Annotated in this window: 18 protein-coding genes; 12 read left to right on the top strand and 6 right to left on the bottom strand. The window is 68.7% G+C overall.

The genetic code is table 11. The features are described from left to right. Positions 1 to 510 (bottom strand): ATP-binding protein, encoded by a 510-nt coding sequence (locus tag OG905_RS18435; protein WP_328673025.1) that lies wholly within the window; start codon positions 508 to 510, stop codon positions 1 to 3. A 334-nt stretch (positions 511 to 844) separates the two neighbouring features. Between OG905_RS18435 and OG905_RS18430 the strand changes: the two genes are divergently transcribed. The 4 genes from OG905_RS18430 to OG905_RS18415 all read left to right on the top strand — a co-directional run bounded on the left by OG905_RS18430 (position 845) and on the right by OG905_RS18415 (position 4,572). Beyond that, the gene (locus OG905_RS18430) at positions 845 to 1,708 is read left to right on the top strand and encodes a helix-turn-helix domain-containing protein (RefSeq protein WP_328673023.1); all 864 of its coding nucleotides are present in this window, start codon (positions 845 to 847) and stop codon (positions 1,706 to 1,708) included. A 69-nt stretch (positions 1,709 to 1,777) separates the two neighbouring features. Continuing rightward, entirely contained in the window at positions 1,778 to 3,235 is a 1,458-nt protein-coding gene (locus OG905_RS18425; RefSeq protein WP_328673021.1) for an aldehyde dehydrogenase family protein, read from the top strand. Positions 3,236 to 3,338: 103 nt separating this feature from the next. Next, a complete protein-coding gene (locus OG905_RS18420; RefSeq protein WP_328673019.1) occupies positions 3,339 to 3,887 on the top strand; it encodes a DinB family protein in 549 nt (182 codons plus the stop codon). Between the two features lie 43 nt (positions 3,888 to 3,930). Next, entirely contained in the window at positions 3,931 to 4,572 is a 642-nt protein-coding gene (locus tag OG905_RS18415) for a PadR family transcriptional regulator (protein ID WP_328673017.1), read from the top strand. Here the strand turns inward: OG905_RS18415 and OG905_RS18410 are convergent, their stop codons facing one another. After that, positions 4,573 to 6,015, bottom strand: coding sequence for a glutamate decarboxylase (locus tag OG905_RS18410; protein WP_328673016.1), 1,443 nt, complete (start codon positions 6,013 to 6,015; stop codon positions 4,573 to 4,575). It abuts the gene before it with no gap. A gap of 125 nt (positions 6,016 to 6,140) precedes the next feature. Here OG905_RS18410 and OG905_RS18405 point away from each other — a divergent pair, with 125 nt between their 5' ends. Beyond that, positions 6,141 to 6,899 (top strand): MerR family transcriptional regulator, encoded by a 759-nt coding sequence (locus OG905_RS18405; RefSeq protein ID WP_328673015.1) that lies wholly within the window; start codon positions 6,141 to 6,143, stop codon positions 6,897 to 6,899. A 35-nt stretch (positions 6,900 to 6,934) separates the two neighbouring features. On the opposite strand, the gene OG905_RS18400 is transcribed toward OG905_RS18405, so the two are convergent. Next, complete coding sequence (locus OG905_RS18400; protein WP_328673013.1) at positions 6,935 to 7,300, bottom strand: YbjQ family protein; 366 nt, start codon at positions 7,298 to 7,300, stop codon at positions 6,935 to 6,937. Between the two features lie 185 nt (positions 7,301 to 7,485). Between OG905_RS18400 and OG905_RS18395 the strand changes: the two genes are divergently transcribed. Continuing rightward, positions 7,486 to 8,181: a DedA family protein gene (locus OG905_RS18395; protein ID WP_328673011.1), complete on the top strand. Its 696-nt coding sequence runs from the start codon at positions 7,486 to 7,488 to the stop codon at positions 8,179 to 8,181. Between the two features lie 18 nt (positions 8,182 to 8,199). On the opposite strand, the gene OG905_RS18390 is transcribed toward OG905_RS18395, so the two are convergent. Together OG905_RS18390 and OG905_RS18385 are read right to left on the bottom strand one after the other, a co-directional pair. Further along, positions 8,200 to 9,849 carry a threonine/serine exporter family protein gene (locus OG905_RS18390; RefSeq protein WP_328673009.1) on the bottom strand — a complete coding sequence of 550 codons (1,650 nt, stop codon included), beginning with the start codon at positions 9,847 to 9,849 and terminating at the stop codon, positions 8,200 to 8,202. A 258-nt stretch (positions 9,850 to 10,107) separates the two neighbouring features. Next, entirely contained in the window at positions 10,108 to 10,602 is a 495-nt protein-coding gene (locus OG905_RS18385; RefSeq protein WP_328682433.1) for an inorganic diphosphatase, read from the bottom strand. Between the two features lie 86 nt (positions 10,603 to 10,688). On the opposite strand from OG905_RS18385, the gene dacB reads away from it, so the two are divergent. From dacB to folE, 6 genes are all read left to right on the top strand, one after another. After that, complete coding sequence (gene dacB, locus OG905_RS18380) at positions 10,689 to 12,092, top strand: D-alanyl-D-alanine carboxypeptidase/D-alanyl-D-alanine endopeptidase (RefSeq protein ID WP_328673008.1); 1,404 nt, start codon at positions 10,689 to 10,691, stop codon at positions 12,090 to 12,092. A 67-nt stretch (positions 12,093 to 12,159) separates the two neighbouring features. Next, positions 12,160 to 13,305, top strand: coding sequence for a zinc-dependent metalloprotease (locus OG905_RS18375; RefSeq protein WP_328673006.1), 1,146 nt, complete (start codon positions 12,160 to 12,162; stop codon positions 13,303 to 13,305). A gap of 189 nt (positions 13,306 to 13,494) precedes the next feature. Then, positions 13,495 to 14,562: a tRNA lysidine(34) synthetase TilS gene (gene tilS / locus OG905_RS18370; RefSeq protein WP_328673003.1), complete on the top strand. Its 1,068-nt coding sequence runs from the start codon at positions 13,495 to 13,497 to the stop codon at positions 14,560 to 14,562. Between the two features lie 38 nt (positions 14,563 to 14,600). Continuing rightward, positions 14,601 to 15,140: a hypoxanthine phosphoribosyltransferase gene (hpt, locus tag OG905_RS18365; RefSeq protein ID WP_142215096.1), complete on the top strand. Its 540-nt coding sequence runs from the start codon at positions 14,601 to 14,603 to the stop codon at positions 15,138 to 15,140. A gap of 161 nt (positions 15,141 to 15,301) precedes the next feature. Then, positions 15,302 to 17,323 carry an ATP-dependent zinc metalloprotease FtsH gene (gene ftsH / locus OG905_RS18360; protein WP_328673002.1) on the top strand — a complete coding sequence of 674 codons (2,022 nt, stop codon included), beginning with the start codon at positions 15,302 to 15,304 and terminating at the stop codon, positions 17,321 to 17,323. A gap of 133 nt (positions 17,324 to 17,456) precedes the next feature. Beyond that, on the top strand, positions 17,457 to 18,062 hold the full coding sequence (gene folE / locus OG905_RS18355) for a GTP cyclohydrolase I FolE (RefSeq protein ID WP_266479725.1): 606 nt from the start codon (positions 17,457 to 17,459) through the stop codon (positions 18,060 to 18,062). A gap of 44 nt (positions 18,063 to 18,106) precedes the next feature. Here the strand turns inward: folE and OG905_RS18350 are convergent, their stop codons facing one another. Then, positions 18,107 to 19,219, bottom strand: a complete 1,113-nt coding sequence (locus OG905_RS18350) for an alpha/beta hydrolase (protein WP_328672999.1) — start codon at positions 19,217 to 19,219, stop codon at positions 18,107 to 18,109. Position 19,220 lies beyond the last annotated feature (1 nt).

Genomic DNA, 19,220 nt, shown 5'->3' with positions numbered 1-19,220 from the left:
TCAGCCGAGCCGGAACAGCGCCCAGACCACCTTGCCGTGCAGTGATCCAGCGAGCGGGTGCCAGCCCCAGCTGTCGCTGAAGGAGTCCACGAGAAAAAGGCCCCGGCCGGACTCGGCCGCGCCACTGGGATCCGGGAAAGGAGCGTCGTCACTCTCCCCGGCCGCCCCCGGGCCGTCGTGGCTGGGGTCGCGCACGGCGCACACCAGCCGGGTCGTCCAGCGCATCAAGTGCAGCCGTACGGGCGGTTCCTGGGTCTCCTGATGCGTCTGAGTGGGCAGCGCGTGCCGTAGTGCGTTGGTGACGAGTTCGGACACGACCAGCGCGACATCGTCGAAACGGTCGCTCAGTTCCCACTGGCCGAGAGTCGTCCGGGTGAACTGCCGTGCTCCGCGCACCGCTTCGAAGCGGGCGGGCAGGGCGCACGAGGCCGAGCTGGAGACCGCGGCGGGATCAATAGGAGGAAGCCCCTGCCGTAACGGCGCGAGCATGGTCGATCCATTCATCCCCATGCGAGGCACTCCCGGGAATCGCGGCTGTGACGCTACAACACGAACGAGCACGCAGGTGCGCGAGGACCATGGTTCCGAATGCGTAGGGCAGATGCAAGGGCAGATGCACGTGCACGCGCCGGACCTGTCCGACCCCGTGCCGGTTCTTGCTCATTTCTTCCACCAATCTCTTTCCAGCCCTTCCCAAGGCCGTCTCATTTCCGTAATCGAATGAGTACGGGCTGAAGCGTTTTGGTGGCAGAATCCCGGGTCTCGGGGTTCGGGGGTGCTCCGGTAAGGCGGACAAGCGAGTTGAGTCGAGGCGGACCATGAGTCGATGGGGAGGGTTGGGGTCGTGACCGCAGGCGAGTCGAGCGGTTCGGTGGTACGGCGCATCCTGTTGGGCTCGCAGCTGAGGCGGCTGCGCGAATCACGCGGCATCACCCGAGAGGCTGCCGGGTACTCGATCCGGGCATCCGAATCCAAGATCAGCCGCATGGAGTTGGGACGGGTGAGCTTCAAGGCCAGGGACGTAGAGGATCTGCTGACGCTCTACGGAGTCTCCGACGAAGCGGAGCGCGAGTCCCTCCTCGGTCTCGCCAAGGAGGCCAATGTCGCCGGCTGGTGGCACAGCTTCGGCGATGTACTGCCGGGCTGGTTCCAGACGTACGTCGGTCTGGAAGGCGCCGCCTCGCTCATCCGTATCTATGAAGTGCAGTTCGTGCACGGCCTGCTGCAGACCGAGTCGTACGCCCATGCCGTTGTCGCCTGCGGCATCCCCGACGCCCCCGCGGCCGAGATCGACCGCCGCGTCGCCCTCCGCCTCGAACGCCAGAAGGTTCTGGTCTCCGAGCGCGCCCCCCGCTTCCATGCCGTCCTCGACGAGGCCGCGCTGCGCCGCCCCTACGGCGACCGCTCGGTGATGCAGGGCCAGTTGAGGCATCTCATCGAGATCTCCGAGCAGTCGAACATCACGCTCCAGGTGATGCCCTTCAGCTTCGGCGGGCACGCGGGCGAGAGCGGCTCGTTCACGATGCTGCGCTTCCCCGAGTCCGACCTCTCCGACCTCGTCTATCTGGAGCAGCTGACCAGCGCCCTGTATCTCGACAAGCGCGAGGAAGTGGCGCAGTACGAACGGGTGATGAGGCGTCTGCACGAGGACAGCCCGGATCCGTCCGAGACCCGGGATCTTCTTCGGGGTCTCCTTCAACTCATCTGAAACACAAGTACGATGACGCCACATCAGGCATCTGCTTCTGCAGTCTTCTGCGGTAAGGAATCGGATCACATGTCCTTCTTCACCGAGCTGGCCCAGCAGTACATCGATGGCGAGTGGAGGTCGGGAAGCGGCTCCTGGGACATCATCGACTTCAACCCGTACGACGGGGAGAAGCTGGCCTCGATCCCCGTTGCCACCGCCGCCGAGGTGGACCAGGCCTACCGCGCCGCCGAGCGTGCGCAGGAGGCCTGGGCCGCGACCAATCCGTACGCCCGCCGCCTTGTCTTCGAGCGCGCCCTGCGCATCATCGAGGACCGCGAGCAGGAGATCACCGAGACGATCATCGCGGAGCTCGGCGGTACGCATCTGAAGGCGGCCTTCGAACTTCACCTCGCCAAGGAGTTCCTGCGCGAGGCGGTGCAGCTCTCGCTGCGGCCCGAGGGCCGGATCCTGCCCTCGCCGGTCGACGGCAAGGAGAACCGCGTCTACCGGCTGCCGGTGGGCGTCGTGGGTGTCATCAGCCCCTTCAACTTCCCCTTCCTGCTGTCCATCAAGTCGGTGGCCCCGGCGCTGGCGCTGGGCAACGCCGTCGTCCTCAAGCCGCACCAGAACACCCCGATCTGCGGCGGGTCGCTGGTCGCCAAGGTCTTCGAGGACGCGGGCCTGCCCGCGGGTCTGCTCAATGTCGTCATCACCGACATAGCGGAGATCGGCGACGCGCTGCTGGAGCACCCGGTGCCGAAGGCGATCTCCTTCACCGGCTCGGACAAGGTGGGGCGGCATGTCGCCACGGTCTGCGCGGCCAACTTCAAGCGCGCGATCCTCGAACTGGGCGGCAACAGCGCGCTGATCGTGCTGGAGGACGCGGACATCGACTACGCGGTGGACGCGGCGGTCTTCAGCCGTTTCGTGCACCAGGGCCAGGTCTGCATGGCCGCCAACCGTGTCCTGGTGGACCGGAAGGTGGAGAAGGAGTTCACCGAGAAGTTCGTCGCCAAGGTCAAGACCCTCAAGGTCGGCGACCCCAAGGATCCCGGCACCCACATCGGCCCGCTCATCAACTCCACGCAGGCGGACGCGGTCACGGCGCTCGTCGACCAGACCGTGGAGGCCGGCGCGACCGCGCTGCTGCACGGCAGCTCCGAGGGCAATCTGGTGCGCCCGTCGGTGCTGACCGGGCTCGAAGCCGATTCGCCGGTCCTGCAGCAGGAGATCTTCGGCCCGGTGGCCCTGATCGTCCCGTTCGACGGGGAGGACGAGGCGGTCAGGATCGCCAACGACACTCCGTACGGCCTCAGCGGCGCGGTGCACACCGGTGACATCGAGCGCGGTGTACGGATCGCCCAGCGCATCAACACCGGAATGATCCACATCAACGACAGCACCGTTCACGACGAGCCGATCGTGCCCTTCGGCGGCGAGAAGCACTCGGGCAGCGGGCGGCTGAACGGCGAGTCGATGATCGAGGCGTTCACCACCCAGAAGTGGATCTCGGTGCAGCACGGGCGCTCGCAGTTCCCGTTCTGATTTTCCCGGGCCGCCGCCACCCTTGCGGACAGAAACTGACCGCAAGCGTCCGTAGCTTGGTTGGTGTCAGGACGGCACAACCAAGCTCGGAAGGGCAGACATCATGGTCACTCACGTTCCCGCAGAGGCTCACGGCGACGAGCGCGGCGCGCTGCTCGCTTTCGTCGAGGCGCAGCGCGGCGCGATCCGCCGCTCGGTACTCGGGCTGACCGAGGAGCAGGCCGCGAGCCGGCCCAGCGCCAGCGAGCTCTCGCTCTCCGGGCTGCTCAAACATGTCGCGGAGACGGAGCTCGGCAGGCTGCGGCGGGCGCAGCGGCGAACGAACGAGAGGGAGCGCACCGAGGAGACCTGGGCCGACAGCTTCCGCCTGGTGGGCGACGAGACCGTCCCGGGGATGCTGGCCTTCTGGGACGAGGTGGCCAAGGAGACGGAAGCCTTCATCCACTCCGTGCCGAGCCTGAACGACACCTTCCCGCTGCCTCCCGCGCCCTGGTTCCCCAAGGACAGCGCTGTGTCCATGCGCTGGGTGCTGCTGCACCTGGTCGAGGAGTTCGGCCGGCACGCCGGGCACGCCGACATCATCCGCGAGTCGCTGGACGGCAAGGGCGCGTTCGACCTGGTGGCGCTGGAGAGCGGCCAGAGCTGGGGCTGAGCCCGGCCGTACCCTATTCAAAGTTGAATAGAAAGGTGCGCGGATGTCAGCGATCCGGCTGCTGGTCCTCGGGGCCGTACGCCAGCACGGGCGGGCGCACGGCTACCAGGTCCGCAACGATCTGGAGTACTGGGGCGCGCACGATTGGTCCAACGCCAAGCCGGGCTCGATCTATCACGCGCTGAAGCAGATGGCGAAGCAGGGACTGCTGCACGCGCACGAGTCCGCGCCGTCCACGGCCGGCGGGCCGCCGCGTACCGAGTACGAGATCACCGAGAAGGGCACCGAGGAGTTCTTCAAGCTGCTGCGGGAGTCCCTGACGGCCTACGACGAGAAGATGGACGTGCTCTCGGCGGGGATCGGCTTCATCGTCGACCTCGAGCGGGAGGAGGCCGTGGCCCTGCTGAAGGAGCGGGTACGCGGCCTGGAGGAGTGGCGGACCTCGGTGACGGAGTACTACACACCGCAGGCGGGGCCCGAGTCGATCGGGCACATCGGCGAAATCATGAACATGTGGGTGGGCTCGGCGGACTTCGGCGCGGAGTGGACGCGGGGGCTGATCCGGCGGATCGAGGACGGGGCGTACGTGTTCGCGGGGGAGGGGGAGCCCTTCAAGGGAGTGCTCGCGGAGGGCGAGGAGAACCCGTACGCGACGGGCGAGCGGCACCCGCAGGACGACAGCTGATCAGTGGTGGAACGCCGAATGCGCCGCCGTGTCCGTGCTCAACGGGTGCTGCTGGCGGCGCAGTTCCGGCAGTAGCTCGTTCAGATCGTCCATCAGCAGCTCGCCGAGGTCGGCCGAGAAGCCGTTGCGGATCACCAGTCGCAGTACGGAGAGGTCCTCGCGGTTGGGCGGGAAGGAGTAGGCGGGGACCAGCCAGCCGCGTTCGCGCAGCCGCCGCGAGACATCGAAGACGTCGAAGTTCTTCACGTCCGGCGCGGTGGTCACCGCGAAGACCGGCAACTGGTCTCCTCTCGTGATGAGTTGGAACTCCTCCAGCGCCTCCATCCGGTCCGCGAGCGCGCAGGCGATGTCCCGGGAGGTCTGTTGAACGGCCTGGTAGCCCTCCCGGCCCAGCCGCAGGAACGTGTAGTACTGCGCGACGACCTGAGCGCCCGGACGTGAGAAGTTGAGGGCGAACGTCGGCATGTTGCCGCCCAGATAGTTGACCCGGAAGACGAGTTCCTCCGGCAGATCCTCCGGTGAACGCCACAGCGCCCAGCCGACCCCCGGGTAGACAAGGCCGTACTTGTGCCCGGAGGTGTTGATCGACTTGACCCGCGGCAGCCGGAAGTCCCAGACCAGATCCTCGTCGATGAACGGCGCCACCATCCCGCCGGACGCCCCGTCGACATGGACCGGGATGTCCAGGCCCGTACGCTCCTGAAGGGCGTCCAGCGCGGCACAGACCTCGGCAACGGGCTCGTACGACCCGTCGAAGGTGGAGCCGAGAACGCTCACCACGCCGATGGTGTTCTCGTCGCAGAGATCGGCCGCCGCCTGCGGATCGAGATGGAAGCGGTCGCCCTCCATCGGCACGAGCCGCGCTTCGACCTCCCAGAAATTGCAGAACTTCTCCCAGCAGACCTGGACATTGGCGCCCGTCACCAGGTTCGGCCGGGCGGCGCCGGGATAGCGGTCCGCGTTGCGCTGCGCCCAACGGCGTTTGAGCGCCATCCCGGCGAGCATGCAGGCCTCGCTGGAGCCGGTGGTCGAGCAGCCGACCGCGGTGGCCGGGTCCGGGGCGTTCCACAGGTCGGCGAGCATGGCCACACAACGCCGCTCCAGCTCGGCGGTGCGCGGGTACTCGTCCTTGTCGATCATGTTCTTGTCCCGGCACTCCGCCATCAGCACCCCGGCCTGCGGCTCCATCCAGGTGGTGACGAAGGTGGCGAGGTTGAGCCGTGCGTTGCCGTCCAGCATCAGCTCGTCGTGCACCAGCTGGTACGCCGTCATGGGCGGAAGCGGGCCGTCCGGAAGTCGGTGCGTGGGCGGAGCCGTGGTCATTCCGCTGGTCGGGTCGGTTGCCCCGAAGAAGGGATTGACCGAGAGCCTGCGCATGTCCCCCGGCCGCTCGGCGGAGCCGTCCTTGTGGGGAGGGCTGCCCGCGCCCTTGTGGAGTGGCATCGTCGGTGTCCGCCTTCCTGGCGCATGGCTGTGCGGTCAGTTCTCAGGCTCGTACGGGCTTGCACCTCACGCAACGTGAGGAGCGAGGCTGGGACGCGCAACGAGAGACGAAGGAGCGGAACGCGATGAGCTACTCCGTGGGACAGGTGTCCGCATTCGCCGGAGTGAGCGTGCGCACGCTGCACCACTACGACGAGATCGGACTGCTCCGTCCGGGTGGCCGCAGCCACGCGGGCCACCGGCGCTACGAGGACGCCGACCTCGACCGGCTGCAGCAGATCCTGTTCTACCGGGAGCTCGGCTTCCCGCTCGACGAGGTCGCGGCGCTGCTCGACGACCCGGCCGCGGATCCGCGCGAACACCTGCGCCGGCAGCACGAGCTGCTGACCGGCCGGATCGCCAGGCTGCAGCAGATGGCCGCCGCCGTCGAACAAGCCATGGAGGCGAAGAAGATGGGCATCAACCTCACGCCCGAGGAGAAGTTCGAGGTCTTCGGGGACAAGGACCCCGAGCAGTACGCCGAGGAGGCCGAGCGGCGCTGGGGCGGTACCGCGGCCCATGCCGAGTCGCAGCGCCGCTCCGCCCGCTACACCAAGGACGACTGGCTGCGCTTCAAGGAGGAGAGCGCCGACTGGAACCGCCGCGTGGTCGCGCTCATGGAGGCCGGGGCACCCGCGGACGGAGAGGCCGCGATGGACCTCGCCGAGGAGCACCGGCAGCAGATCGTCCGCTGGTTCTACGACTGCGGCTACGAGATCCACACCGGACTGGCCGAACTGTACGTAACGGACGACCGCTTCACGCAGACGTACGAGCAGATCCGCCCGGACCTGGCCCGGTACCTGCACGACGCGATCCTCGCGAACGCGGTGCGGGGCAGCTGAGGGCTCCCGGCCCGAGCGTCCTGGCCCGGGGTTCCTCAGCTCTTGGCCAGGACCACCGCTGTCCCGTACGCGCAGACCTCCGTGCCCACGTCCGCCGCTTCCGACACATCGAAGCGGAACATCAGCACACCGTTGGCGCCGCGTGAGCGGGCCTGCTCCACCAGGCGCTCCATCGCCTGGTTCCGGGTCTCGACCAGGGTCTTGGTCAGCCCCTTCAGCTCGCCGCCGATCATCGACTTGAGACCGGCGCCGATCTGGCTGCCCAGATGCCGCGAGCGCACAGTGAGGCCGAAGACCTCGCCGATGACCTGCTGCACCTGGAATCCCGGGACGTCGTTCGTCGTCACGACCAGTACGTCGGCCTGCGGACCCTGTCCGCCGCCGTAATCCTCAATGCCCATCTGCGTCCACCTTCCGTACGGGCTTGTGACGCACAGCTTTGTCCCAGAGGGGGCACAGTGCATCCTGAGCGGGCGGACGGAACGTGGAGCAGCGGCGATGCGTTGATAGCTTTGGGTGGCCGACCACGCCGAATCGACGGCCGAATCGACGATCGACCGACTATCGACTCAGGAGCCCGGACCTCGTGACTACCCTTGCGCTCGGACCGAGCTGGCTGGACCCGGACTATCTGATCTCGACCTTCGGCCTGATCGGCGTCCTGGTCATCGTCTTCGCCGAATCCGGCCTGCTCATCGGCTTCTTCCTGCCGGGCGACTCGCTGCTGTTCACCACCGGCCTGCTGGTGACGACCGGCAAGCTCGACGAGCTCCCGCTGTGGGCGGTCTGCGCGCTGGTCGTGTTCGCGGCCGTCGTCGGTGACCAGGTCGGCTATCTCTTCGGCCGCAAGGTCGGCCCCTCGCTCTTCAAGCGCCCCGACTCCCGGCTCTTCAAGCAGGAGAACGTCGAGAAGGCGCACGAATTCTTCGAGAAGTACGGTCCCAAGTCGCTGGTCCTGGCCCGCTTCGTGCCCATCGTGCGCACGTTCACGCCGATCATCGCCGGTGTGAGCCGGATGAACTACCGCTCGTTCGTCACGTTCAACCTCATCGGCGGCGCGCTCTGGGGCGCGGGTGTGACGCTGCTCGGCGCCGGGCTCGGCAAGGTCGAGTTCGTGAACAAGAACATCGAGGCGATGCTGGTCCTGATCGTGCTGCTCTCGGTGATCCCGATCGCGATCGAGTTCCTGCGGGCCCGCTCCAAGAACAAGAAGGCAGCTGCCGCCGGACCGGCCGACGACGACGTGCCCCCGGCGCAGCGCGGCCGCCACGCCAAGCGCTGAGCCCGGCTCCCGGGCCGCTCAGAATCCGCGCGTCCGCTTGGCCGCGCGGCGAAGCGGGCCCTCCACGCCGGGCATCCTGAGGAACAGCCGCGACAGCTCGCCCCCCAGGTTCACCCCGATCGCGATGGCCAGCGCCAGGGCGGCGGCCTTGGTGAGCTGGGTGAGGCCCGCGTTCAGATCGTTCCTGGCGATCTCCAGCAGCCCGAAGTACGTCGCGCTACCGGGCAGCAGCGGCCCGATCGCCGCGGTCACGTACGGCAGCGCGGACGCGAACCGGTAGCGCGAGAGCACCTGCCCGAACAGGCCCACCAGACCGGCCGCGGCGGCCGTCGCGGCGACCGGCGAGACACCCGCGGTGTTCGCGAGCGCGCCGTACACCACCCAGGCGATGCCGCCGTTGAACGTCGCCAGCAGTACCGTGTTCCGCTCCTGCTGGAGCAGCACGGCGAAGCACAGGGACAGTGCCATCGCCGCCAGCGTCTGCACGATGGGCCGGTCGACGCTGTGGATGGCCGTCTCGGGGTTCAGGCCCGCGCCCAGTGCGAGGCCCAGATAGAGCACGCTCAGTACGCCGACGACGATGCCGACCACCAGATAGCCGACCTCCAGCAGGCGGGCCGCCGCGGTGATGTAGAAGCCGGTCAGGCCGTCCTGTACGCCGGCGACCAGGGCCCGCCCCGGGATCAGCGCGAACAGACCACCGGTGATCACCGCGGAGGCGCGTACGTCCAGCGGCGACAACGTCAGCGCGACGCCCATCGCGGCGGACGGCATGGCCGCGGCGACGAACTGGTAGAACTCCGGCAGTCCGCGCCCGGCGCACAGCCAGGCCAGCCGGTCGCCGAGCATGGCGCTGATCGCGGCCGCCAGGAACACCAGCGCGTCGCCGCCGACCAGCACGGACGCCGCGCCCGCCAGCAGTCCGCCGGCCAGGGTGAGCGCCCAGCCGGGGTAGGGGTGCCGGTTACGGCGGATCTCGGCGAGGCGGCGGTAGGCCTCCTCCAGCGAGACCTCCGACTCCTCGGTGCTGATGTCGTGGACCAGCCGGTAGACCGCGGCCAGCCGGGTGTAGTCGGTGCCCCGGCGCCGTACGGTCCGGTTCGCCGTCACCGGGTCGTCGACGAGCGAGGGCTGGTAGGTGATCGACAGCAGGGTGAAGGTGACGGTCGGCTCGCAGCGGTCGAGTCCGTACGAACGCGAGATGGCGAACATGGCCGCCTCGACGTCCTCGGCGCCCTCGCCGCCCGCGAGCAGCAGTTCCCCAATACGCAGCGTCAGGTCCAGCACGCGCGGGACGGCCGGGCCGCCCTCCTCATGGCGCTGCACCGCCTCCGGCACGGGCCGCTCGCCCACCGGCATCCGCAGCATCGCCCGCATCCGGTCCTGCCAGTGGGCGTCCTTGGTGAGCCGGACCACGGGGATGCCGTGCGCGGGCGTGAACGCGGGCGGCGAGCTCTTGGCGCTGTAGGTGCGCGGGAGGGCGAAAGCGGAACCTTCCGGTTCGGCCGGGCCCTCGGTGCCGATCCCGGCCGGAACGGCGAACTCCGAGGAGGGATGGTCCTCTTCGTGAACATCCGGCTGTCCCACCCCGGGCGGCGGGGTGAAGGCGCTGTGCGCCTCGTCGGACTGAGGCTTCCGGTCTTCCGGACCCTCCGGCTCCGCCACCACGTGCTGTCCTCGCTCCCTCTTGTGTCGCGTGTCAGCTCAGTATGGGTGTGGGCCGGCGGCCACACGCACGACGGGCGGCCCCACCTTTCTTGACGCCCCGCTCGCAACCTTCCTTGACGCGCCGCTCGCACTGCTCGGCGCCGGGGCGCCTCCCGGGCTTCGCGCCGCTGCGTCGGCCTGCGGCCGCCGATCCGGGGCCGGACGCACGAGGGGCGGCACACCCCGAAGGGTGCGCCGCCCGTACGAGCAACAGCGAACTCAGTGCGTGCCGCCCTGCGCCTCCAGGCGCTTGTAGGAGGCCTCGATCTCCGCCTCGGCCTCGGTGCGGCCGACCCAGTTCGCGCCCTCGACGGACTTGCCGGGCTCCAGGTCCTTGTAGACCTCGAAGAAGTGCTGGATCTCCAGGCGGTCGAACTCGGACACATGGTGGATGTCGCGCAGGTGCTCGACGCGCGGGTCGGAGGCAGGCACACACAGGAGCTTGTCGTCGCCGCCCGCCTCGTCCGTCATCCGGAACATGCCGATCGCGCGGCACTTGATGAGGCAGCCGGGGAAGGTCGGCTCGTCAAGGATGACCAGCGCGTCCAGCGGGTCGCCGTCCTCGCCGAGGGTGTTCTCGACGAAGCCGTAGTCGGCCGGGTAGCTGGTCGAGGTGAAGAGTCGACGGTCAAGGCGGATCCGACCGGTCTCGTGGTCCACCTCGTACTTGTTCCGCGAACCCTTCGGGATCTCGATGGTGACGTCGAACTCCACGGGTGGCTCCTCCATGATCAACACATACGTCGGGTGGTTAAGTGTCCCTCACGCAGGTGTGTGATCGCGAAAGGGGCTGGTGCGAGGTGCCAGAGGTCAGTACGTGGCAGCTCGCCGCGGGCGCCGCCGTGTCCGGCCTCGCCCTCGCCGCCGGGGCGGTGGCCGTGGCTGGTCCCTGGGACTCCGGTCAGCGTAAGGCCGAGAAGGAGTGGGCGGCTGCCCGGAGTCCGGTGGGTGGCGCACATCACGGGACGCCGGGGCGGCAGGACCCGGCGCCCGCGCCCAGCGCACCCGGTGTGCTCGCCGCTCTCGGCGCCCCCGCGAACGCCACGGCCAAGGCCGCGAAGGCCACCCCCGCCGACCTCGCAAAGGTGCTCGCACCGCTGCTCGGCGCTCCCGGGCTCGGGACGGTCCGTACGGCCTGCGTCATCGATCTCGCGACGGGCAAGCAGCTGTACGGGCAAGGGGTCTTCGACCCGATGACCCCCGCCTCCACCATCAAGATCGCGACCTCGGTCGCCGCCCTGTCCGCCCTGGGTCCCGACCACCGCATCCCCACCACGGTCCTCGCCTCCAAGGACGCCAGGCAGCTCACACTCGTCGGCGGCGGAGACCCGAGCCTCGACTCGGCAGGCCTGCGGACGCTCGCCGACCGTACGGCCCGTGCCCTGCGCGAGCGCGGAGTCGTCTCCGTCCGGCTCGCGTACGACACCTCGCTCTACAAGGGGCCCGTCCGGCACCCCATCGGCCCCAACCAGAACATCGCCCCCGTCAGCGCACTCATGGTGGGCGAGGGGCGGTCCGACGAGAAGAGCACCGGGCCCGTGGACCGCAGCCCCGACCCGGCGGGAGACGCGGCCCGCGCCTTCGAGCGGCTGCTGAAGGAGCGCGGCATCGCCACTTCCGCCGCCCCCGCCCCCGGCCGTCCCGCCGCCGGGTCCGCCCCGCTGGCCAAGGTGCTCTCCGGACCCCTGTCGGCCCTGGTCGAACGGGCACTGACCAACAGCGACAACGACATCGCCGAAGCACTGGCCCGCCAGACCGCCGTCGCCACCGGCGAGGAGCCGAGCTTCGAGGGCGGCGGACGGGCCGTCAACGGGCAACTGGCCAAGCTGAAGCTCCCGTTGACCGGCGCCCGCTTCGCCGACGGCAGCGGCCTGAACCGGGACGACCGGCTCACCGCCGGGCTGCTCACCGCGCTGCTGGCCCGCGCCGCCGACCCGGCCCACCCCGAGCTGCGCCCGGTCCTGACGGGCCTGCCGGTCGCGGGCTTCAACGGCACCATGGAGAACCGCTACAGCCGGAACTCGCCAGGCACCGGCCTGGTGCGCGCCAAGACCGGGACCCTGACCGGCGTCAACACCCTGGCGGGCACCGTCGTAGCCCCGGACGGACGCCTCATCGCCTTCGCCTTCATGGCCGCCAACACCCCGTCCAAGGAGGCCGCCCAGCCCGCTCTGGACCGGCTGGCGGCCGCGCTGGCCTCGTGACTCAATGGGCGAACCGGCCGTTGCCGACACCTGACCGCTCCCGGAGCCGACAACGTACGGTTGACGCATGACGAGCATCGGTGGTGCCGAGATGGTCGACTGGAACCTCGCCGTGGCGACCGCGACCCGCTTCGTGCGGCCCGGACCCGACGTGAGCCGGGAGGAGGCGCGTGCCGTCGTCGCCGAGCTGCGGCGGCATGCCAAGGCGTCCGAAGTACATGTGCGGGGCTTCACCCGGATGATCCCGGACGGTCATGAACCGAAGGACACTCCCGTCCTCGTCGTGGACCGGGCCGGGTGGATCCAGGCGAATGTCGCGGGCTTCCGCGAACTGCTTAAGCCGCTGCTGGACAAGATGCAGGAGCGCCGCTCGAGCAGCCCGGGCGGCGCGATGCTCGGAGCGGTCGGCGGCAAGGTCACCGGCGTGGAGCTGGGCATGCTGCTGTCGTTCCTGGCCTCGCGGGTCCTCGGTCAGTACGAGACCTTCGCGCCCGCCACCCGTGAACTGCCCGCGGGCGACCCCTCCGTCCCGGGCGCCGGCGGCGGCCGCCTGCTCCTGGTCGCCCCGAACATCGTCCATGTCGAGCGTGAACTCGAAGTGGACCCGCACGACTTCAGGCTCTGGGTCTGCCTCCACGAGGAGACCCACCGCACCCAGTTCACCGGGGTGCCCTGGCTGCGCGACCACCTCGAGGGCGAGATCCAGTCATTTCTGGGCGAGACCGAGGTCGACCCGATGACGGTTCTCGAGCGCTTCAGGGAGGCCGCCCAGTCGCTCTCCGGCGCCCGGCCCGAGGGCGAGGAGGACGAGAGCGGCCGCTCCATCGTCGAGCTGGTCCAGACCCCCGCCCAGCGCGAGATCCTCAGTCGGCTGACCGCCGTGATGTCCCTGCTGGAAGGGCATGCCGACTTCGTGATGGACGGCGTCGGACCCGATGTCGTGCCCTCCGTCGCCGAGATCCGGGAGAAGTTCCAGCAGCGCAGGGCTCGTGGTGCGAGCCGTCTGGACCAGGCACTGCGCAAGCTGCTCGGCCTCGACGCCAAGCTGCGCCAGTACCGCGACGGCGAGCGGTTTGTCCGGTCCGTCGTCGGGGAGGTCGGAATGGATGGATTCAACCGCGTCTGGACGTCTCCGAACACGCTGCCCACCAAGGCGGAGATCGCCAAACCCGCGGACTGGGTCGCGAGGGTGCACCGTAAAGCAGATTCGTGAGCGGGCGGCGTCCGACGGCGAAAGGACGCCCCCCTAATCACCCATCCGAGGGACCGTAGGCAATGGGTAGGCGTGCAATGCTCGGGTATCGGCTCGGTTCTGTCACCATCGACGCACTCTGAGTGACTGATCCTCCCCTCCCGACAACCGACCGAGGCACCCCCCAACTTTTCACGAAGGGCACCGGACATGGGTCCCCATCCTGCGGTCGCGGCGATACGCCTGGCGGTCCGCCGCGTACTCCACGACGTACTCACCGAACACTCCGACCGGCTCGCGCGCTCCGTCGGCCACGCGGCCCCCGCGCGCTCGGCCTCCTCCTTCCATCACGCGCCCACAGACGAGCAGCCGCTCGTCCTGGTGGCATGCTCCGGCGGCGCCGACTCCATGGCCCTCGCCTCCGCCCTCGCCTTCGAGGCCCGCAAACTCTCCGTCCGGGCCGGCGGCATCACCGTCGACCACGGCCTCCAGGACGGCTCCGACCTCCGCGCCACCGAGGTCGCCGCCCGGCTCACCGCGATGCAGCTCGACCCCGTCGAAGCCATCACCGTACGAGTCGGCCGCGACGGCGGCCCCGAGGCCGCGGCCCGCGACGCCCGCTACGCCGCCCTCGACGATGCCGCGGAGCGCCACGGCGCCGCCGCCGTCCTGCTCGGCCACACCCGCGACGACCAAGCTGAAACCGTCCTGCTGGGTCTCGCCCGCGGCTCCGGCACCCGCTCGCTGTCCGGGATGGCGGCCGTCTCGGGGGCGGCCGGCCGTTACCGCCGCCCCTTCCTCCAGCTCGACCGGCAGACCGCCCGCAAGGCCTGCATGGCCCAGTCGCTGCCCGTCTGGGACGACCCTCACAACGCCGACCCGGCCTACACCCGCTCCCGGCTGCGCCACGAGGGCCTGCCCGCGCTGGAGAAGGCGCTCGGCAAGGGCGTCGTCGAGGCGCTCGCCCGTACCGCACAGCTCTCCCGCGACGACGCCGACGCCCTGGACACCTGGGCCGCCGACGCGGACGCCGCCGTACGGGACGACGCGGGCCGCCTGGAGTGCACGAAGCTGTACGCGCTGCCGCCCGCCGTGCGCCGCCGGATCCTGCGCCGGGCCGTCATCGAGGCCGGGGCGCCCGCCGGTTCGCTCTTCGCCCGGCACGTCGAGGAAGTGGACCGGCTGATCACGGGCTGGCGCGGCCAGGGAGCCATCAATCTGCCCGGCCGCGTCGAGGCACGACGGCAGGGTGGCAGACTGGTCATTCGGCAAGGCTGACGCAGCAAACGAAAGTGACCCGGGTGAACGAGAAGGACATGGGCGCCGACCTCCAGTCGGTGCTCATCACCAAGGAAGAGATCGACGCGAAGCTGGGCGAGCTGGCCGCGAAGATCGACGCAGAGTACGCGGGCAAGGACCTGCTCCTCGTCGGTGTCCTCAAGGGCGCCGTGATGGTGATGGCGGACCTGGCGCGTGCCCTGTCCACCCCCGTCACGATGGACTGGATGGCGGTGTCCTCGTACGGCGCGGGCACCCAGTCCTCGGGCGTGGTCCGGATCCTCAAGGACCTGGACACCGACATCAAGGGCAAGCACGTCCTGATCGTCGAGGACATCATCGACTCCGGCCTCACGCTTTCGTGGCTGCTGTCGAACCTCGGCTCGCGCGAGCCGGCCTCTCTTGAGGTCTGCACACTGCTGCGTAAGCCGGATGCCGCGAAGGTCGCGATCGATGTGAAGTGGATCGGCTTCGACATTCCCAATGAGTTTGTCGTCGGGTATGGCCTGGATTACGCCGAGAAGTACCGCAATCTGCCGTTTGTCGGCACGCTCGCACCGCACGTGTACGGCGGCTGAAGCCCCCCGAAAGCACGGGAACCCTGGCCCCTCTCCCGCCGTTGGAGCAAGCGAAGACGGTCGCGGGTGACAATGCTGGGGTACCGTCCGAAGAACAGTCTTTTCTCACAGCAGCATTTACCTACGGGCAGGAGGGACGGAGCGATTTCCGCTCCGTATGGATGGACGTGAAGCGATACTTCCGTGGGCCGGTCATGTGGATCGTGCTGGCCGTCCTCGCCGTGGTCGTGTTGATGCAGGTCGTCGGCTCGTCCGGCGGCTACAAGACGGTGGACACCGGCGAGGTCGTCCAGGCGATCGACAAGAACCAGGTCGACCAGGTCAAGCTGACCACCGGCGACGAACAGATCATCAAGGTTGATCTGAAGGACGGCCAGAAGGTCAAGGGCAGCGACAAGATCCAGGCGAGCTACATCGGCACCCAGGGCGCCGATCTGGCCGAGAAGCTCCAGACGAAGTACGAGGCCGGCGACATCGGGAAGGGTTACACCGTCTCGCCGTCGAAGCAGAGCCCGTTCGTCTCGGTGCTGCTCTCTCTGCTGCCCTTCGTCCTGATCGTCGTGGTCTTCCTCTTCCTGATGAACCAGATGCAGGGCGGCGGCTCCCGAGTCATGAACTTCGGGAAGTCCAAGGCCAAGCTGATCACCAAGGACACCCCGAAGACGACCTTCGCCGATGTGGCGGGGGCCGACGAGGCGGTCGAGGAGCTCTACGAGATCAAGGAGTTCCTGCAGGAGCCGGCCAAGTTCCAGGCGGTCGGCGCCAAGATCCCGAAGGGTGTGCTGCTGTACGGCCCGCCCGGTACGGGCAAGACGCTGCTCGCGCGCGCCGTCGCGGGCGAGGCCGGTGTCCCCTTCTACTCGATCTCCGGCTCCGACTTCGTCGAGATGTTCGTCGGTGTCGGTGCATCCCGAGTGCGCGACCTCTTCGAGCAGGCCAAGGCGAACGCCCCGGCGATCGTCTTCGTCGACGAGATCGACGCCGTCGGCCGGCACCGCGGTGCGGGTCTGGGCGGCGGACACGACGAGCGCGAGCAGACGCTCAACCAGCTGCTCGTCGAGATGGACGGCTTCGACGTGAAGGGCGGCGTCATCCTGATCGCCGCCACGAACCGGCCCGACATTCTCGACCCGGCGCTGCTGCGCCCGGGCCGTTTCGACCGGCAGATCGCCGTCGACCGCCCGGACATGCAGGGCCGTCTGGAGATCCTCAAGGTCCACCAGAAGGGCAAGCCGGTCGCCCCGGACGTCGACCTGGGCGCGGTTGCCCGGCGTACGCCCGGCTTCACCGGCGCGGACCTGTCGAACGTGCTGAACGAAGCGGCGCTCCTGACGGCGCGCAGCGACAAGAAGCTGGTCGACAACCACGCCCTGGACGAGGCGATCGACCGCGTCGTGGCGGGCCCGCAGAAGCGGACCCGGATCATGTCGGAGAAGGAAAAGAAGATCACCGCGTACCACGAGGGCGGTCACGCCCTGGTCGCGGCGGCCTCGCCGAACTCCGACCCGGTGCACAAGATCACGATCCTGTCCCGTGGACGGGCTCTCGGATACACCATGGTCCTGCCGGACGAGGACAGGTACTCCACGACCCGCAACGAAATGCTCGACCAGCTGGCATACATGCTGGGCGGGCGCGCGGCCGAGGAACTCGTCTTCCACGACCCGACCACGGGTGCGGCCAACGACATCGAGAAGGCCACGACCACGGCCCGCGCGATGGTCACGCAGTACGGCATGACCGAGCGTCTTGGAGCCATCAAGTTCGGTGGCGACAACACCGAGCCGTTCCTCGGACGTGAGATGGGTCACCAGCGCGACTACTCCGAAGAGGTCGCCGCGCTGGTCGACGAAGAGGTCAAGAAGCTCATCGAGACCGCGCACAACGAGGCGTGGGAGATCCTTGTCGAGAACCGTGACGTACTCGACAACCTGGTTCTCCAGCTCCTCGAGAAGGAGACCCTCGGCAAGGAGCAGATCGCCGAGATCTTCGCGCCGATCGTGAAGCGCCCGGCCCGCCCGGCCTGGACCGGCTCCTCGCGACGCACGCCGTCGACGCGGCCGCCGGTGCTCTCGCCGAAGGAGCTGGCGCTGACCAACGGAGCCGTCGGCTCCAACGGCTCGGCCCCGACGGATGCCGTCCCGGCCATCGAGGTGGTCCCCGAGGAGCGTCCGGAGGGCTGATCCCTTCCGGCGCCGTGGTCGCACGGCGCCGCACAGGGCCCGGAATGAATGCCGCGTCCCCCAGGTTTTAGCCTGGGGGACGCGGCATTTTCGTATGCCCGCACGCCAGAGCAAGAGGAACGAGGCACAGCAGATGACCGACCCGGTGACGCTGGACGGCGAGGGCACGATCGGCGAGTTCGACGAGAAGCGGGCCGAGAACGCCGTGCGAGAACTCCTCATCTCGGTCGGGGAGGACCCGGACCGGGAGGGCCTGCGGGAGACGCCGGGGCGGGTGGCGCGCGCGTACCGGGAGATATTCGCGGGCCTGTGGCAGAAGCCGGAAGAGGTCCTGACGACGACGTTCGACCTCGGGCACGACGAGATGGTCCTGGTGAAGGACATCGAAGTCTTTTCAACCTGTGAACATCATCTGGTCCCGTTCAGGGGTGTGGCGCATGTCGGCTACATCCCGTCGACCGACGGCAAGATCACCGGACTGTCGAAGCTGGCCCGCCTCGTCGACGTCTTCGCCCGGCGCCCCCAGGTGCAGGAGCGGCTCACCACCCAGATCGCCGACTCATTGATGGAGATACTGGAGCCGCGCGGAGTGATCGTCGTCATCGAGTGCGAGCACATGTGCATGTCGATGCGCGGCATCCGCAAGCCGGGTGCCAAGACGATCACTTCCGCGGTGCGCGGCCAGCTGCGCGACCTCGCGACGCGCAATGAGGCGATGAGCCTGATCATGGCTCGCTAGGGCCTGTCCGGGGCGCCGGCGGGCCCCCGCCGCGCTGCTGAGGTCTACGACGCGCTGAGCCGGCCGCTCAGCCACTCCAGGGCCGGCGGGATCTCGCGCCGCCAGGTGTTGAAGTTGTGCCCGCCGCTGTCGAGCATGATCGACGAGACGCGCGCCGGAGCCTTCACCTTGTCGATGAACTGCAGGGTGTGCTTGAGGTTGCCCTCGCCCCCCTTCGAACTGGTCACCAGGAACGACGACTTGCCCTGCGGCAGGTGGTCCAGGCTCCACAGCAGATTGGCGCGGCTCTTCGCCTTCTTGTCACCGTGGAAGAGATCGCCGGTCGTCGGATCGTCGGCCGCCTTGTAGTACGCCGAGAGGCCCGCGGCCGCACCGAACTGCTCCGGGTGGTGCAGCGCGATCTTCAGGGCGCAGTAGCCACCGGTCGAGTTCCCGATGAAGCCCCAGTTCCGGGGCTTGGTGCCGACGCGGTACGTCTGAGAGATCGCCTTCGGCAGATCCTTGGCGAAGAAGGTCTCGGTCTGCGGCCCGCCCGGTACGTCCACGCACTCGGTGTCCCGCGGCGGCGCGACGGTCGGGCGCAGCATCACCAGGATCATCGGCTGCATCCGGCCTTCTTTGACCTGCATGAAGGCCGTCCTCGGGTACTTCAGCCCCTTGAGCAGGTTCTCGGCCGTCCCGGGATATCCGGTCAGCACAAGGGCTGCCGGGAAGGTGCTCTTCTGGTATTTCGGCTGAAAGTACTCCGGAGGCAGATAGACGTACGCAGGGCTGTCGATCCGGGATTTCTCGCCCGCCACGACGATCTTCTGTATCTGACCACCCGTCGCGGGCCGCGAGCTGCCCGGAACATCCAGCTTCTTCTTCTCCACGACCTTGATCCGCTTGCCGCCGGCCGAGTGGTCGACGACCACGCCCATGTCCTGTTCCTGACCGAAGAGGTCGGACCAGGTGCCGTAGAAGAGGAACGAGTTGTTCGCGGCGAGTCCGACCGCGGCGAAGAGGGCCAGTTGGGTCGCGAGCAGCAGGCCGATCCTGCCGGTCACGGCCCGCCAGCTGCGCCGCCCGAGCCGCGGCCAGAGCCAGATCGTGACGGCGAACAGCACCACGGCCACGAGGATGGCCAAGGCCAGAACTTTGTTACTGGTCAGACCCATG

This window comes from Streptomyces sp. NBC_00322 (assembly GCF_036147535.1).
Lineage (GTDB): Bacteria > Actinomycetota > Actinomycetes > Streptomycetales > Streptomycetaceae > Streptomyces.
The sequence above is the reverse complement of the archived record's forward strand: the minus strand, read 5'-3'. Positions and strand labels throughout refer to the sequence as shown.